The organism is Phyllobacterium sp. 21LDTY02-6, assembly GCF_023554255.2.
GTDB lineage: Bacteria > Pseudomonadota > Alphaproteobacteria > Rhizobiales > Rhizobiaceae > Phyllobacterium.
This window is the reverse complement of sequence record NZ_JAMJWD020000001.1, coordinates 426,857-441,611: the sequence shown is the minus strand read 5'-3', so window position 1 is coordinate 441,611 and position 14,755 is coordinate 426,857. Positions and strand designations below refer to the sequence as shown.

Genomic DNA, 14,755 nt, shown 5'->3' with positions numbered 1-14,755 from the left:
ATCATGAGCGAAACCATCACCATCCGCATGCTCGAACCCGTGGACGCGGCGGCGTTCCAGGCGTTCCGCCTCTGCGCCCTGCTCGACCGGCCGGAGGCCTTCGGCTCGAGCTATGACGAGGAAAAGGATGAGCCGCTCGGTGAAGTGGCGCAAAGGCTCGGCGCCCGGCCCAATGCGGTGTTCGGCGCTTTTGCCGAAGGGCAGCTCGTCGGCATTGCCGGCTTTGCCCGCAATCCCCGGCTCAAGCAGAAGCACAAGGGCCTGCTCTGGGGCGTGCATGTGGACCGGCAATGGCGCGGACAGGGGCTTGGCAGGAAATTGACGCTCGCCGTGATCGAACATGCCCGCCAGCATGTCGATACGCTTCATGCCACCGTGATGGCCGAGAACGTGACGGCCCGCAACCTCTATCTTGCCCTCGGCTTCGTCGTTTTCGGGGTCGAGAAAGACGCGCTGCGCGAGGGCGGCCGCTCCTATACCGACGAATTGCTGCGCCTCGATTTCCAATAAACTGCGTCTTTTACACCATTGGAACTTGTCAGATGGCAGGGCTGCAACTATATTGGCTATATAATTAGCAACCTACCCATTACATGGCTACCCTTATGACCCGTCAAGCGCATTTCCTGTTCGTCGATCATCTGGCGAAAGCGAGCCGCAAGCTGCGCACGCTTTTCGATGCCCGGGTGAAGGAACTGGGCCTGACCCATGCGCGTGCCCGGGCCCTCATGCTGCTCGACCGCGAGGAAGTCAGGAACCAGAAGGAACTGGCAGAGGAACTGGAAATCGAGACGCCGACCATGGTTCGCCTGCTGGACGGGCTGGAAAGCCAGGGCTTCATCGAACGCCGCGCGGCATCGGGCGACCGCCGTGCCAAGGAAATCCATATCACCGAGGCAGGCGACGAACTCGTCAAGCAGGTGGACGACCTCGCCATGAAACTCCGCGCCGAATTGCTGTCGGGCATCGACGGAAGCGAACTCGAGCGGGCAACGGCCGTTCTGTCCATTGTCAACGGCAATATGGACCGGCTTTCCGGAAGGACATGACGATGACGCTGCCCCAGGCCGAATTCGTTGGATATGACCCCGTGGCGGCACGGCAGCCGGCGCCCGCCCCAGCTGGACCCGCCGCTGCCGAGCCCCCACCCCTACATCCGCTGCGGGCCGCCGCCTATGTCGGCGCTTCGACCCTGCTCGCCCTGACGCAGGGGCTCGGAATGAACCTCATCGCCACCAACATACCGCAGATACAAGGCTATCTCGGCGCGACGACGACGGAAACGACGTGGCTCATCGCCGCCTATATGGCGCCCAATGTCAGCCTGTCGGTCGCGCTGATCAAGATCCGCAATCAATATGGGCTGCGCAATTTCGCCCAGCTGAGCCTTGCGATATTCGTGTTCGCCTCGCTGCTGCACCTTGTCGTCACCGACCTGCAATCGGCAATCATAATTCGCTTCGTCGCGGGAATAGCGGCATCGCCGCTCTCCGGCCTGGCCTTCCTGTACATGCTGCAGGCCTTCTCTCCGGCCCGCAAGATGACGATCGGCATCTGCCTCGCATTGACCAACATATCGCTCGCCCCGCCTCTGGCGCGGCTGCTCTCGCCCACCCTGCTCGACATCGGCCAGTGGCCCGGCCTCTACATGTTCGAGATATCGCTGGCGCTCATCGCCTTCGGGGTCATCTACCTCTTGCCGCTCACGCCGGTTCCGCGCGCCAAGGTGATCGAAAAGCTCGACATAGTGAGCTATCTGCTCATTGCGGTCGGGTTCGGCTGCACAGCCGTCGCTCTCGCCACCGGCCGGTTCTACTGGTGGCTCGAAGCGCCCTGGCTCGGCGTGCTGCTCGCCATTGCGGTGATCACGGTGACGATTGCCGTCGTCATCGAACTCAACCGGGAAAGCCCCCTCCTCGACATCCGCTGGATCGCCAGCCGCGAGGTGGTGCATTTCGCTGGGACGATCTTCCTGTTCCGGCTGGCCGTGTCCGAACAATCGAGTGTCGCCAACAATTTCTTCCAGAACCTCGGCCTTCTGAACGACCAGATCGCGACGCTCTATCTCGTCATGATGGCCGCGATGATCGTCGCGGCGCTTTGCTGCGCCGCCGTCATGACGCCGGAGCGCGTGCCGGCCATCCATGCGGTCGCGCTGTGCTTTCTCATCATCGGCTCGCTGCTCGACAGCCAGTCGACGAGCCTGACGCGCCCGGAACAGATGTATTTCAGCCAGGCCTGCATCGCCGCGGCGACGGCGCTTTTCCTGCCGCCGGCCATGTCGGTCGGGCTGACCTCGGCGCTCAAGCGCGGGCCGAACTACCTCCTGAGTTTCATCATCGTGTTCCTGGCGACCCAGAGCCTCGGCGGCCTGTTCGGCCAGGCCGTGTTCGGCACGTTCATCACGATCCGGGAGAAGTTCCACTCCAATATCCTCACCGAAGGCATCCTCATGTCCGACCCGCTCGTCGTCCAGCGGATCGGCCAGCTGACCGGCGCCTATGGCCGCGTCCTCACCGACAAGGCATTGCTGAATGCGGAAGGCGTCGCCCTCCTGTCGCAGCAGGTCACGCGGGAAGCCAATATCCTCGCCTATAACGACGCCTTCCTCCTCATCGCCATCATCTCGCTTGGCGCCCTGATCACGCTTGTCGGCCACGTCACGTTGCGCCGCCTCGTCAGTGGCTCGCCCAGGCCACTGCACGCATAACGGAAAACGCAAATGTCTCGATTCAAACGCCACGCCGCCAGCATCATCGCCGTACTCATCGGCATTACCGGTCTCGTCCTCGTCCTCTATTCATGGCGCCTGCCGCCCTTCACCTCGGATGTGGAGACCACCGAGAACGCCTATGTCAAAGGCTATGTCACCCTGATCAGCCCGCAGCTCAGCGGTTATATCGTCGATGTCCCGGTCCAGGACTATGCCAGCGTCAAGGCCGGTCAATTGCTGGCGCGCATCGACGACCGCATCTTTGCCCAGAAGCTCGACCAGGCCAAGGCGACGCTCGCCAGCCAGAAGGCCGCCCTTGCCAATTCCACCCAGCAGCAGCGCGCGGCCGAAGCAAGGATCGGCTCCAGCCAGGCGGAACTCGACAGCGCTTCGGCGGTACTGCGCCGTGCGCAGGCCAACTGGGCGCGCATAGAGCCGCTGGCGCGCCAGGGCGTTATGACGAAAAGCGATGCCGAGCAAAGCGAGACCGCACTTGAACAGGCACAGTCCTCCGTGACCCAGGCCAAGGCCGCCCTTGAAGTCTCGCGCCAGGATCTCGAGACGATCAAGGTCAGCCGCGGCTCGCTGGAGGCTTCGGTCGCTGGCGCGGAAGCGGCGGTGAAGCTGGCCGAGATCGACCTTGCCAATACCAAGATCGTCGCCCCGCGCGACGGCCGGCTCGGCGAAGTCGGCGTGAAGCTCGGCCAATATGTGGCGGCCGGAACGCAGCTGATGGCCGTCGTGCCCGAAGACGTATGGGTCATCGCCAATTTCAAGGAAACGCAGCTCAGCAATATCGCCGTCGGCCAGCGTGTCTCCTTCAGCGTCGATGCGTTGCAGCGCAAGCGGCTGACAGGACGCGTGGAACGCTTCGCACCGGCGGCAGGCTCGGAATTCAGCGTGCTCAAGCCGGACAACGCCACGGGCAATTTCACCAAGGTCGCGCAACGCATCTCGGTCCGCATCGCCATCGATGAAGGCCAGGAGCTGGCGCGCGCACTTGCACCCGGCATGTCGGTCGTCGTCAGGACAGAACCGGAATAATCATCGAAATCAGTGGCTTGATGCGCCCGGGTGAATCAGGCTCCGAACGATCACCGGTAAAGCGCCTGGCTCGGCCGTTGCCGCCATGGCCGGCGACCCCGCCGTGCCGGACGGCAACTGAAGCAATTCAAGGCTGTATCGTTAAAATTTGAATCAACTTCTAATCGAGTTCATCCCGGGCCGTCACTGGCCTGTTACATCGCAATGCTAGGCGGGCAGGAATTTCCAATCTGGGAGATTCGACACCATGGCCCACGCCCGACCAATGACAGATATCCCCGCTCCGGGAAGCAGCAAGCTGAACGACGCGGTCCGGCAGAACGGGCTCTTTTCCCGGGCCGGCATCTCCGAGCGGCTTTTCGCCCATGTCTTCAAGGGCCTCGTCTACCCGCAGATATGGGAAGACCCCGAGGTGGACATGGAGGCGCTGGAAATCTTTCCGGGCGCGAGGATCGTGACCATCGCATCTGGCGGTTGCAACGCCATGTCCTATCTCACTGCCGATCCGGCCGCCGTGGAGGCTGTCGATCTGAACACCGCGCATGTCGCCTTCAACCGGCTCAAGCTTGCAGCCGTGAAGAACCTGCCGAATTACGATGCCTTCTACCGCTTCTATGGCAAGGCCGACGACAGGGCCAATCTTGCAGCCTATGAACGTTTCATCCAGCCGGAGCTCGATACGGCGAGCCGGAGTTACTGGGAGAAGCGCATGTGGTCCGGCCGGCGCCGCATCACGATCTTTTCCCGCGACCTCTACCGCCATGGCCTGCTCGGCCTCTTCATCGGCATGGGGCACCGGGTTGCCCGGCTCTACGGCATCGACCCGCGCGATATGCTCAAGGCCCGCACGATGGAGGAGCAGCGCGCCTATTTCGACACGGCGCTGTCGCCCCTCTTCGATAAGCGCATGGTGCGCTGGGCGACGAAGCGCAAATCCTCGCTGTTCGGGCTCGGCATTCCGCCGCAGCAATATGATGCACTGGCGACAGCCGGAAATGGCGACATGGCGCAGGTCCTGCGCGGGCGCCTCGAAAAGCTCGCCTGCGGCTTCCCATTGTCGGAAAATTACTTCGCCTGGCAGGCATTCGGCCGCGGCTACAGTTCGGACGCCGAGACCGGGCCGCTGCCGCCCTATCTTTCGCGCGACAATTTCAGCATCGTCCGCGAGCGGGCGGAACGGATGAGCGTCGTCAACGCGTCGCTGACCGAGTTCCTGGCGGAAAAGCCCGATGCGTCGGTGGATCGCTTCATCCTGCTCGATGCGCAGGACTGGATGAGCGACCTTCAGCTCGAGCAATTATGGACCGAGATAAGCCGCACGGCCGCCAAGGGCGCGCGCGTCATTTTCCGCACGGCGGCCGAACCTTCGCTGCTGCCGGGCCGCGTGCCGGAAGACATCCTCGCGCGCTGGCACTATCACGCCGAGCGGTCGGCCGCGCTTCATGCCAGGGACCGCTCGTCGATCTATGGCGGTTTCCACCTCTATACGCTGCGGGATCGATGATGTTCGCGCAATTGGACCATGGCCGGCTGATGGACCGGGTCTACCGGCACCAGCGGCATTTCTACGACGCCACGCGCAAATATTACCTTCTCGGCCGCGATCCGATGATCGCCGGGCTCGCGCCTCCTCCCGGCGCGACGATCCTGGAGATCGGCTGCGGCACCGGCCGCAATCTGGTGCTTGCTGGCCGCGCCTATCCGCAGACCCGGCTTTACGGCGTCGACATCTCGAGCGAGATGCTGGCGACCGCACGGCGAAAGATCGCACAGGCCGGGCTGGAACAGCGAGCGACCCTCGCCTATGCCGATGCGGCGCGGTTCGCGCCCGCTGAATTGTTCGACGTCGAGAAATTCGACCGCATCTTCATCTCCTATGCGGTTTCGATGATCCCGCAATGGCGCGACGTGGTCGAGGAGGCGGTGAGCCATCTCAGCCCTTCCGGCTCGCTGCACATCGTCGATTTCGGCGATCTGCGCGACCTTCCGGCCATTGCGAGGCAAGCGCTCTATACCTGGCTCGGCTGGTACCATGTCAGCCCGCGCAACGATCTCTTCGAAGTCGCCCGGTCCGTCGCATCGAAGCATGGCTGCACACTCGGCGAGCAGCGTCTCTATCGCGGCTTTGCCTGGATCGCGTTGCTGCGCCGCCTGCAACAACAGGACAAGCAATAAAGAACTTGCCGATGTCGAAGCTGCGCTCACGATCTATTAAACATAATCAAGCATCTGTATGGCACAATCCCTACGCATTCCTCGATTGGCCACGGACGATTTTTCATGAGACGCATAGCAGCAGCACTGATCACACTTGTCCTCGGCGGCTGCACCACGGTTGACTATAATTTTTCGGAAGCCGCGAAACCCTCGCCGACGGCGCGCATCGCGGCACCTTCGGGCAATGTGAAGGCGCCGCGCTTCGGCGACCGCGACCCGCATGAATGGACCGGCAAGACGCCCTGGCACTACCCGGTCCACGGCACCGACGTGTCGAAATACCAGTCGACGATCGACTGGCAGAGAGTGCGGGCGAGCAATATTTCCTTCGTCTTCATCAAGGCCACCGAGGGCGGCGACCGGGTCGACGATCGTTTCACCGAGAACTGGGCTGCCGCCCGCAATGTCGGCATCGCCCGCGGCGCCTATCATTTCTATTATTTCTGCCGCTCCGCCGAGGATCAGGCGCGCTGGTTCATCCGCCATGTGCCGAAGGACCCGGGCGCGCTGCCGCCGGTCCTCGACATGGAATGGAATTCCGCCTCGCCCACATGCAAGCTGCGTCCCAAGGCAGCCACTGTCCGGCGCGAGATGCAGACCTTCCTCGACATGGTGGAACGCCATTACGGCAAGCGGCCGATCATCTATACGACCGTCGATTTCTTCGACGACAACGACCTGCGGCAATTGGCGAGCTATCCCTTCTGGCTGCGCTCGGTCGCCGGCCATCCGGACGAGAAATACGGCCCGCATCCATGGACGTTCTGGCAATATACCGGCACCGGCGCCATTCCCGGCATCCGCGGCGACGCCGACATCAACGTCTTCGCCGGCGGCCATGAAGCCTGGAAACAGTGGCTGGTGCGCAACAAGGTGCGATAAAGCGGCAAGCGGCACTTGCATCGCAATTCTGTGACTTCACCTCGATGCGATAATGGGGCATTAGGCGTCCAAGCGCGCGCCCGCGCCTCACAGAGAACCTCCAGATGAACCGACTTTCGCTTGCCCTCGCCGCAACCCTCTTTGCCGTTACCGGCGCCCACGCCCTCGACCAGGTCGCGCCAGCGCCGGCGGTGAAGCCCGCCTGCGGCGGCGATCTTGAGCCATGGTTCAACGGGCTTATCGCCGAAGCCCGGGCAGCGGGCGTCACCGACAAGGGCCTCGGCGAATTGCTGAAGGCATCCATGGACGACAGGGTCCTGCAGCGGGACCGGGCGCAGGGCGTCTTCAACCAGACCTTCCTTACCTTCTCGTCGCGCATGGTTTCGGATTACCGCCTGAAGCAGGGCGCCGCCAATCTGAAGAAATATGCCGATGCTTTCGCCAAGGCCGAGACGGAATATGGCGTGCCCGGCGCGGTCATCTCCTCCTTCTGGGGGCTGGAGACCGATTTTGGCGCCGTGCAGGGCGATTTCGACACGCTGAACGCCCTTCTCACCCTCTCCTTCGACTGCCGCAGGCCCGAACTCTTCCGGCCGCAGTTGATCGCCCTTCTCAAACTGTTCGACCGCGGCGTCGTCGATGCCAAGACGACCGGCGCATGGGCCGGCGAAATCGGCCAGATGCAGATGCTGCCGACCGACTATCTGGAGCGCGGCGTCGATGGCGATGGCGACGGCAAGGTCGATCTGAAGAACAGCGCGCCAGACGCCATCATGACGGCGGCGCGCGTGCTGCGCGACCTCGGCTGGAAGCGCGGCGAGCCATGGCTGGAAGAGGTGAAGCTGACCAGGGACCTGCCCTGGGAGAACGCCATCCGCAGCAACCGCCTCCCCCATTCGAAATGGGCGGAATGGGGCGTGACCGGCCGCGACGGCCCGCTCGGCCCGGACAATGGCAATGCCTCGCTGCTCCTGCCCATGGGCCGCAAGGGGCCGGCCTTCCTGTCCTATCCGAATTTCGACATCTTCGTCGAATGGAACAAATCCATCATCTATGCGACGACGGCCGCCTATTTCGCCACTCGCCTCGCCGGCGCACCGGCACTGACGCCGACGACGCCTGAAACCGGCCTCGATCCGGAACAGATGAAAGAGTTGCAGAACAAGCTCGCCGCCCGCGGCCATGATATGGGTCCGAAGATCGACGGCGTGTTCGGCATATTGACGCGCGACGCGGTGCGCGACGAGCAGCTGCGCCTCGGCCTGCCGGCGGATTCCTGGCCTACGCCCGAATTGCTCGGCAAGCTCTGATCCCGGCCGCTATTCGCCCGGCGACATCGTCTCCAGCGAGGCCAGCCCTTCCGGCGTCTCGCCCGCTTCGAATGTCGTCTCCACCTCGACGAAAGTGTCGGGGTAGAAGCCGTTGAAGCGCGTGCGCAGGGAGAGCGAATAGGCGCCGATATTGCCGATCTCGATCCAGTCGCCGGTGTCGACCGTCTCCGGCAGCCAGAACGGCCGCGACAGGATGTCGACCGAATCGCAGGTGGCGCCGCAGACGCGGAACGGCACCACATTGTCGGCATTGCCGTGGCGGATCTTCTTGGCCGGATCGGGAATGAACCGCGCCGGCAGCGTGATCTTGCCGGTCCAGGAATCCGACAGCGACGCCCAGATGCCATCATTGATATAAAGGCGCTTGCCCTTGCGCAGCAGCACCCGCACGATCAGCGAGAACGCCTTGGCGACGATTACCCTGCCCGGCTCGGCCACGAGCGGCAGATCGCCGAAGCCATATTCATCGATATCGTTGCGCAGCCGCGACATGAGTTGCCCGAGCCCCGGCATTTCAGTGCCCTTGCGCTTCGGATCGGGCCGATATTCGGCCGGAAAGCCGCCGCCCACATCGAGGCCCGCCAGCGTGACGCCGGCGCGGTTGCGCACCCAGTCGGCAGCGCGAAGCGCACGTTCATAGGTATCCGGATCCTCGATCTGGCTGCCGACATGGAAGCAGATGCCGACGCGGTAGCCGATCCTGTCGGCGCGCTGCAGCAGTTCCACCGCATGGGCGGGCGCGGCGCCGAACTTCTTCGACAATTCGTAGGCTGCATGGCCCTTGGTCTGCAACCGGATGTAGAGGGTGATGCTGCCGGGATCGATGTCGAGCGCGCGAACGATGCGGGTAATCTTGGCAATCTCATCCTCATGATCGGCCGCGAGAACCCTGATGCCATAGGTCTCCAGCGCCAGCCTTATGTCGGATTGCGCCTTGATCGGGTGCATGTAGAGCATCTGCGCATCGGGCGCGACGCGGCGCACGGCGGCGAATTCGCCCGGCGAGGCAACATCGAACGTATGGACGCCGTTGCGGGCCAGCGTCTCCAGCACGATGTTCTCGCCATTGGTCTTCACCGCATAGGCGGTTTCACCCGGAAACATCGCCATGAAATTATGCGCTTCCTCGACAAGGACCTTGGGCCGGAAGCAATAGACGGGCTCGTCGGGCCGCAGTTGGAGCGCGGCATCGCGGGCGGTGGCGAATCGTTGCATTGGCGCTGACTGTTCCATCGCCAATCCTTAGCAAGGGATCGTGGCAGGCGAAAGTCACCCCTCGTGCAAGATTCGGATGGTGCGCCACTGGCCAGGCTCGTAGGATCGCCGCAGTTTCGCTGGGAGAGAATCAATGTCCACAGCCGGCACGCGAGCGACCAATCCGCTGACGATGAGCGGCTATGTCTGGCTGCAACTGCTGCTTCTCGGCGCGATCTGGGGCGGCTCGTTCTTCTTTGCCCGCATCGCCGTGCAGTTCGTGCCGCCGTTCACCCTGGTGCTGATCCGCGTCGCCGTCGCCGCTCTTGCCCTGCAGGTCTTCCTGCTGGCGCGCGGCATCCGCTTTCTCGATTATCGCAGCCATGTGCTCGGTTTTGCCGGGCTCGGCATCCTCAACAATGCCATCCCCTTCTCGCTGCTCTTCATCGGACAGACCGCGCTCGGCGCCGGGCTCGCATCGATCTTCAACGCGACGACGCCGATCTGGACCGTGCTTCTGGCGACGGTGCTGACGGCGGACGAGAAAGCCACGCCGCGCAAGCTGACGGGCATCGGGCTCGGCATTGCCGGCATCATCGTCATGATGGGCCCGAGCATTGGCACCAGCTTCGGCGCGCCGCTCTGGGCGCAGCTCGCCGTCATCGGCGCGACGCTTTCCTATGCGCTGGCCAGCATCCTCGCCAAGCGGTTCAAGGCGGTGCCCCCGACAGTCACGGCCACGGGCCAGCTGACGGCCTCGACGCTGATCATGATCCCGCTCGTCCTCATGAATGATGGCGTGGCGGATTTCTCCGGCGTGTCGCCCGGCGTCTGGTTGGCGATCCTCGCGCTCGGCCTGCTGTCGACCGCCTTTGCCTATATACTCTTCTTCTCCATCGTCCGGTCCGGCGGCGCCACCAACGCCTCCTTGGTCACGCTGATCGTGCCGGTCAGCGCCATCCTGCTTGGAACCATTTTCCTCGGCGAGCGCCTTGCCCTGCAGGACTTCATCGGCATGGGGCTGATCGCGATCGGGCTGCTCGTCATCGATGGACGCATCGAAGCGCTCATGCGCCGGAGTTGAACCATGAACTTTGCAATAAATCCCATGGGTTAGCTCGCCGGCGAGTATCCTCATTCCGGCAAAAATGTGGCTGAAAACGGCAGCTTCGCAGCGCACACGGATTTATACCGCAGCGCAAAAAATTCCTCGATTCAGGAATATTTCTGCGATTTTTCGCTGGAATCGCACCACCTAAATGCATTGAATATCATCAACTTATATGCCTCGTAGAAAATTATTTCTCGCGCCATGTCACACAACAGTAATATTTGGGCTTTTTCTGTGGCAAATTTGCGCTATGTTATAGGGGTTAACCGCAGGAGACATATGATGGGACTAACTCGATCGATGAACGTCCTTATGATCTGCGCAGCGTTCGCATTTATTGGTGCAATGGTCGTAGGACTGATACCGTGAAATGAACCAGAGCGCTATGGAGATGGTCTCTGACCGTTAAGCGAAGACAAAGTGAAACGGCCCGGTGGCAAGACCGGGCCGTTTTCCATTTCAGGGCTTCAGCGTCCTGAAAATTCCGTTCAGGCGGCAGCGCCTGCCAATGCGGCGCCGACCGGGCTGGTTTCGGGGCGGATGCCGATCAGATGGCAGATGGCGAATGCGAGATCGGCGCGGTTCATCGTATAGAAGTGGAAATCCTGCACGCCGCGCTCGACCAGATCGAGCACCTGTTCGGCAGCGACAGCCGATGCGACCAGCGCATGGGTCTGCTCGTCATTTTCCAGCCCGTCGAAGCGTTCCGCCAGCCAGGCAGGGATATGGGTGCCGGCCTTGGAGCAGAAATTCGTCACCTGCTTGAAATTATGGATCGGCAATATGCCCGGCAGGATCGGAATGTAGATGCCGGCCCGGCGAACCTTTTCCACATAACGCTCATACTGGTCGTTCTCGAAGAAGAACTGGGTGATGGCACGTGTGGCTCCATTGTCGACCTTGCGCTTCAGCATGTCGATATCGGTGGCGAAATCCGGGCTCTCCGGATGTTTCTCCGGATAGGCCGAAACGGAAATGTCGAAATCGGCGAAGGCCTTGAGCCCCGCGACGAGATCGGCGCCATTCTCATAGCCGCCGGGCGTGGGCCTGTAGCGCGTGCCGACGCCGCCGGCAGGATCGCCGCGCAACGCGACGAAGCGCTTGACGCCGATGGCAGCGAATTCGCGCACGACCGCGTCCACTTCCTCGCGCGTCGCATCCACGCAGGTCAGGTGCGCCGCGGCGTTCACATCCGTCTCGGTCAGGATGCGCTTGATGGTGCGCGCCGTGCGCTCGCGGGTGGAACCGCCGGCGCCATAGGTGACGGAGACGAATTCCGGCTTGAGCGGCGCGAGGCGCGTCACCGTTTCCCAAAGCCGTTCTTCCATGGCCTCGGTCTTCGGCGGAAAGAACTCGAAGGAAACCTGGATATTGTCGCCGATATCGGGGCGGCGGGACTGGCGGAAGAAACTCATTAGACACTCTCCGTGAGGCGGGAGGTTGAAACGGGATCGGCGATCAACAGGCGCGGGTCGCGCGCCAGCCATAATTTGACGGTCAGCTTGTCCTTGCCCCTGGATTCGAGCTCGGTGCTCTTCTCCAGCGACAGGCCGGCATCGGACAGCCAGTCGCGCATCTGGTCGTCATGGAAGCCCAGCCGCAGATGCGCATGCTTGTCGCGCAGGAATTCGAGCTCGTGCGGCGCGAAATCGACGATCAGCAGCCGGCCGGCAGGCCGCAGCGCCCGCGCCGCCTCGCGAATGGCTTCCGAAGGATTGTCGAGGAAGTGCAGGACCTGGTGGATCGTCACCAGATCGAAGGATTCGCGGTCCACCGGCAGGGAGTAGACATCGCCCTGGCGCACCAGCGCATTGCCGATGCTCGCCTTTTCGAGATTGGAACGGGCGATCGCCAGCATGTCGCGATTGATATCGACGCCGACACCGCGCAGATAGAGCGGGGCGAAGAGTTCGAGCAGGCGGCCCGTCCCGGTTCCGATGTCCAGCATGGATTGAAACGGCTTGTCGCCGACGATGCGCAGCAGCGCCTCCTCCACCGCGCCATCCGGCACATGCAGCGAGCGGATCGCATCCCAGCTCGAGGCATTGGCGCTGAAATAGGCGGCCGCCCGCTCCCGCCGCTGCAGCTTGACCGCCGAAAGGCGCTCCAGGTCGCGCTCGATGAGCGCATCGGTGCAATCCAGCCTTTCGAGCAGCGAACGGGCGATGTCGCCGACGATCGGCGATTCGGCGAGACGGAAATAGGCCCAGGACCCTTCCTGGTAACGGTTGATCAGGCTGGCCTCGAACAGGAGCTTCAAATGGCGCGACACGCGCGGCTGCGACTGTCCAAGTATCGATGTCAGGTCGGAAACGGTCAGGTCGCCGCGCGAAAGCAGCGCCAGAATGCGCAGGCGGCTCGGCTCGGCCGCCGCCTTCAGCGTATCCACCATCAGGTCGAGATCGAGATTTCCACGGCTCATCGGCTGATCCTCAAAAGACATAAAGATATGTTTATGTGAGAAAGGGTTTGCTGGCAAGCTGTTTTTGCTATTGACGACAAAATGTGACGCGACTGAAATGGTGGCGCAGATGAAATGGAGATGACGCATGAGCGCAGGAACGAACCGGCAGCGGGCCTTGAACAAGTCCCTGACACTGCTGCTGCCTGCGGTGCCCTATTCGGATTCGGAGCCGATCCGGGCCGCGGCCAATGCCCCGCACATGAAGGCGCTGCCGCCCGGCATCGCCGTATGGCTCGCCGCCGTCGCGCATATACGCCATCAGCACACGGACTACGACAGTTTGCGCGACGAGGGCTATGACCGCGATTCGGCGCGGTTCTTCGTGCTCGACGCCATCAACCGCAAGCTGACGGAGTGGCGGGCGACGCGCCTGCTCGATCCCGACGAGGAAGACGCCTCCTAGAGCGCCGCCCTTCATAAAAATACCGTCAAAACAGATGTTTGCGGGCACAGCGTGAATCGAAAAATGAGCGCCCTGCCTTAACCCTGCCAGCTTTCCTCGAAGATGAGATCGCCGAGAGGCAGGCGCTCGCGCCAGCCGCGCTTTTCCAGCTCCGGTCCGCTATAGAGCTCGTCCACATGGCCGATGCAGAGATAGGCGATGATCTCGACATGGTCGGGGATGGCGAGGATGCGGCGCATGTCCGCATCGCTGTAGATGCTCACCCAGCCGACGCCGATCCCCTCGGCGCGGGCGGCGAGCCAGAGGTTCTGCACCGCGCAGACGGTGCTGTAGAGGTCCATCTGCCTGTTATGCGTGCGCCCCAGCACCACCTCGCCGCCGCGGGTCCGGTCGCAGGTGATGCACAGGTTGATCGGCGCCTTGCGGATGCCTTCGAGCTTCAGCGAGGCATAGAGCGCCTGCCGCTCGTCCGGAAACAGCGCCTTCGCCTCCTCGTTGGCGCGCGTGAACGCCGCGTGCACGGCCGCCTTCGTCTCGTCGCTGCGGATGATGATGAAGTTCCATGGCTGCATGAAACCGACCGAAGGCGCGTGATGGGCCGCCTCCAGCAGCCGCAGCAGCACGGCTTCCTCGATTGGCTGCGGCAGGAACTGGTCGCGCACGTCGCGGCGGTTGAAGATGGCCTTGTAGACGGCGTCGCGCTCTTCCGGGGTAAACCTGACCGCCGGTACCGGACCGCTTGCCTCGCTCATCGGCGGCTGGTCCCGCTACGCACGGTAGATCCATTGTTCCGGCAGGCGGATATCGACCTTTTCGCCGCCATGGATGGTGCCGGGCTTCTCGACCCAGGCGACAATGCCGCGCAGGCGCTTGGAGACGCGGACGAAATCCAGCGCCGTGGCCAGTTCGTCGTCGCTGCCGGCATGCGCGGCGATGGAGCGGCCCGCCACCTTGCATGGCGCATTCTGGCCATCGACCTTCAACGTCACGCCGCCTTCGAAGAACATCAGGCTGCGCGGCGGCAGCATGGAAAGCGACGGCACGCCCGAAAGCAGCATATTGCCGCCGATCCACTCGCTCTTCAGCTCCGCCAGACCCATGCCGGCGGCGATCTGGCTCATCTCGTCGGCGCCGAGGATCGAGACATGGCGCTCATTGCGCATTTCCGTCCCGCGCGGATACCAGGGCTCGCGCCCGCCCGAGCGGCGGGTCGGCCCGGCATGAAAATCGCCGACGATACCGTCGAAGGTGAGATGCAGCGCCGCCGCCGGCGTCGTGACGAAATCCCCGCCCCGCGCTTCGAACAGGGCCTCGACCCGCCCGCTGATCTTGCGCGCGGGGACGATTTCATCCGGATTGTGGAACAGGTCTGTCATGTTGCACCCACCGTTCTCCG

At 62.9% G+C, this 14,755-nt stretch carries 15 protein-coding genes; 10 read left to right on the top strand and 5 right to left on the bottom strand.

The features are described from left to right. Positions 1-3 precede the first annotated feature (3 nt). The 8 genes from M8997_RS02080 (at position 4) to M8997_RS02045 (ending at position 8,166) form a co-directional block, all read left to right on the top strand. Positions 4-510: a GNAT family N-acetyltransferase gene (locus M8997_RS02080; protein WP_250013214.1), complete on the top strand. Its 507-nt coding sequence runs from the start codon at positions 4-6 to the stop codon at positions 508-510. A 95-nt stretch (positions 511-605) separates the two neighbouring features. Continuing rightward, positions 606-1,049: a MarR family winged helix-turn-helix transcriptional regulator gene (locus M8997_RS02075; RefSeq protein WP_250013212.1), complete on the top strand. Its 444-nt coding sequence runs from the start codon at positions 606-608 to the stop codon at positions 1,047-1,049. Between the two features lie 2 nt (positions 1,050-1,051). Next, on the top strand, positions 1,052-2,710 hold the full coding sequence (locus M8997_RS02070) for an MFS transporter (RefSeq protein ID WP_256473136.1): 1,659 nt from the start codon (positions 1,052-1,054) through the stop codon (positions 2,708-2,710). 12 nt (positions 2,711-2,722) lie between these two features. Further along, positions 2,723-3,757 (top strand): HlyD family secretion protein, encoded by a 1,035-nt coding sequence (locus M8997_RS02065; protein WP_250013211.1) that lies wholly within the window; start codon positions 2,723-2,725, stop codon positions 3,755-3,757. Between the two features lie 247 nt (positions 3,758-4,004). Then, positions 4,005-5,261: a DUF3419 family protein gene (locus tag M8997_RS02060; protein WP_250013210.1), complete on the top strand. Its 1,257-nt coding sequence runs from the start codon at positions 4,005-4,007 to the stop codon at positions 5,259-5,261. Beyond that, positions 5,261-5,932: a class I SAM-dependent methyltransferase gene (locus tag M8997_RS02055; RefSeq protein WP_250013209.1), complete on the top strand. Its 672-nt coding sequence runs from the start codon at positions 5,261-5,263 to the stop codon at positions 5,930-5,932. The genes M8997_RS02060 and M8997_RS02055 overlap by 1 nt, the downstream gene beginning before the upstream one ends. A 105-nt stretch (positions 5,933-6,037) precedes the next feature. Then, a complete protein-coding gene (locus M8997_RS02050; protein WP_250013208.1) occupies positions 6,038-6,856 on the top strand; it encodes a glycoside hydrolase family 25 protein in 819 nt (272 codons plus the stop codon). 104 nt (positions 6,857-6,960) lie between these two features. Next, a complete protein-coding gene (locus M8997_RS02045) occupies positions 6,961-8,166 on the top strand; it encodes a lytic murein transglycosylase (protein WP_250013207.1) in 1,206 nt (401 codons plus the stop codon). 9 nt (positions 8,167-8,175) lie between these two features. Here the strand turns inward: M8997_RS02045 and M8997_RS02040 are convergent, their stop codons facing one another. Next, entirely contained in the window at positions 8,176-9,402 is a 1,227-nt protein-coding gene (locus M8997_RS02040) for an alanine racemase (protein WP_250014363.1), read from the bottom strand. A 133-nt stretch (positions 9,403-9,535) separates the two neighbouring features. On the opposite strand from M8997_RS02040, the gene M8997_RS02035 reads away from it, so the two are divergent. Beyond that, positions 9,536-10,465: a DMT family transporter gene (locus M8997_RS02035; protein WP_250013206.1), complete on the top strand. Its 930-nt coding sequence runs from the start codon at positions 9,536-9,538 to the stop codon at positions 10,463-10,465. A 515-nt stretch (positions 10,466-10,980) separates the two neighbouring features. On the opposite strand, the gene metF is transcribed toward M8997_RS02035, so the two are convergent. Together metF and M8997_RS02025 are read right to left on the bottom strand one after the other, a co-directional pair. Further along, positions 10,981-11,907, bottom strand: coding sequence for a methylenetetrahydrofolate reductase [NAD(P)H] (gene metF / locus M8997_RS02030; protein ID WP_250013204.1), 927 nt, complete (start codon positions 11,905-11,907; stop codon positions 10,981-10,983). Then, positions 11,907-12,914 (bottom strand): metalloregulator ArsR/SmtB family transcription factor, encoded by a 1,008-nt coding sequence (locus tag M8997_RS02025; protein ID WP_250013202.1) that lies wholly within the window; start codon positions 12,912-12,914, stop codon positions 11,907-11,909. Before M8997_RS02025 ends, metF begins: the two co-directional genes overlap by 1 nt. A gap of 127 nt (positions 12,915-13,041) precedes the next feature. Between M8997_RS02025 and M8997_RS02020 the strand changes: the two genes are divergently transcribed. Then, positions 13,042-13,359 carry a DUF2293 domain-containing protein gene (locus M8997_RS02020; protein ID WP_250013200.1) on the top strand — a complete coding sequence of 106 codons (318 nt, stop codon included), beginning with the start codon at positions 13,042-13,044 and terminating at the stop codon, positions 13,357-13,359. Between the two features lie 77 nt (positions 13,360-13,436). Here the strand turns inward: M8997_RS02020 and bluB are convergent, their stop codons facing one another. Further along, a complete protein-coding gene (gene bluB / locus M8997_RS02015; RefSeq protein WP_250013198.1) occupies positions 13,437-14,111 on the bottom strand; it encodes a 5,6-dimethylbenzimidazole synthase in 675 nt (224 codons plus the stop codon). Between the two features lie 15 nt (positions 14,112-14,126). Then, entirely contained in the window at positions 14,127-14,735 is a 609-nt protein-coding gene (locus M8997_RS02010; protein WP_250013196.1) for an MOSC domain-containing protein, read from the bottom strand. Positions 14,736-14,755 lie beyond the last annotated feature (20 nt).

Coding starts and splice junctions, on each gene's coding strand:
- M8997_RS02065 (WP_250013211.1), top strand. CDS start 2,723: ATGTCTCGATTCAAACGCCACGCCGCCAGCATCATCGCCGTACTCATC.
- M8997_RS02045 (WP_250013207.1), top strand. CDS start 6,961: ATGAACCGACTTTCGCTTGCCCTCGCCGCAACCCTCTTTGCCGTTACC.
- M8997_RS02040 (WP_250014363.1), bottom strand. CDS start 9,402: ATGCAACGATTCGCCACCGCCCGCGATGCCGCGCTCCAACTGCGGCCC.
- bluB (WP_250013198.1), bottom strand. CDS start 14,111: ATGAGCGAGGCAAGCGGTCCGGTACCGGCGGTCAGGTTTACCCCGGAA.
- M8997_RS02010 (WP_250013196.1), bottom strand. CDS start 14,735: ATGACAGACCTGTTCCACAATCCGGATGAAATCGTCCCCGCGCGCAAG.
- M8997_RS02070 (WP_256473136.1), top strand. CDS start 1,052: ATGACGCTGCCCCAGGCCGAATTCGTTGGATATGACCCCGTGGCGGCA.
- M8997_RS02050 (WP_250013208.1), top strand. CDS start 6,038: ATGAGACGCATAGCAGCAGCACTGATCACACTTGTCCTCGGCGGCTGC.
- M8997_RS02020 (WP_250013200.1), top strand. CDS start 13,042: ATGAGCGCAGGAACGAACCGGCAGCGGGCCTTGAACAAGTCCCTGACA.
- M8997_RS02080 (WP_250013214.1), top strand. CDS start 4: ATGAGCGAAACCATCACCATCCGCATGCTCGAACCCGTGGACGCGGCG.
- M8997_RS02075 (WP_250013212.1), top strand. CDS start 606: ATGACCCGTCAAGCGCATTTCCTGTTCGTCGATCATCTGGCGAAAGCG.
- M8997_RS02055 (WP_250013209.1), top strand. CDS start 5,261: ATGTTCGCGCAATTGGACCATGGCCGGCTGATGGACCGGGTCTACCGG.
- M8997_RS02025 (WP_250013202.1), bottom strand. CDS start 12,914: ATGAGCCGTGGAAATCTCGATCTCGACCTGATGGTGGATACGCTGAAG.
- metF (WP_250013204.1), bottom strand. CDS start 11,907: ATGAGTTTCTTCCGCCAGTCCCGCCGCCCCGATATCGGCGACAATATC.
- M8997_RS02035 (WP_250013206.1), top strand. CDS start 9,536: ATGTCCACAGCCGGCACGCGAGCGACCAATCCGCTGACGATGAGCGGC.
- M8997_RS02060 (WP_250013210.1), top strand. CDS start 4,005: ATGGCCCACGCCCGACCAATGACAGATATCCCCGCTCCGGGAAGCAGC.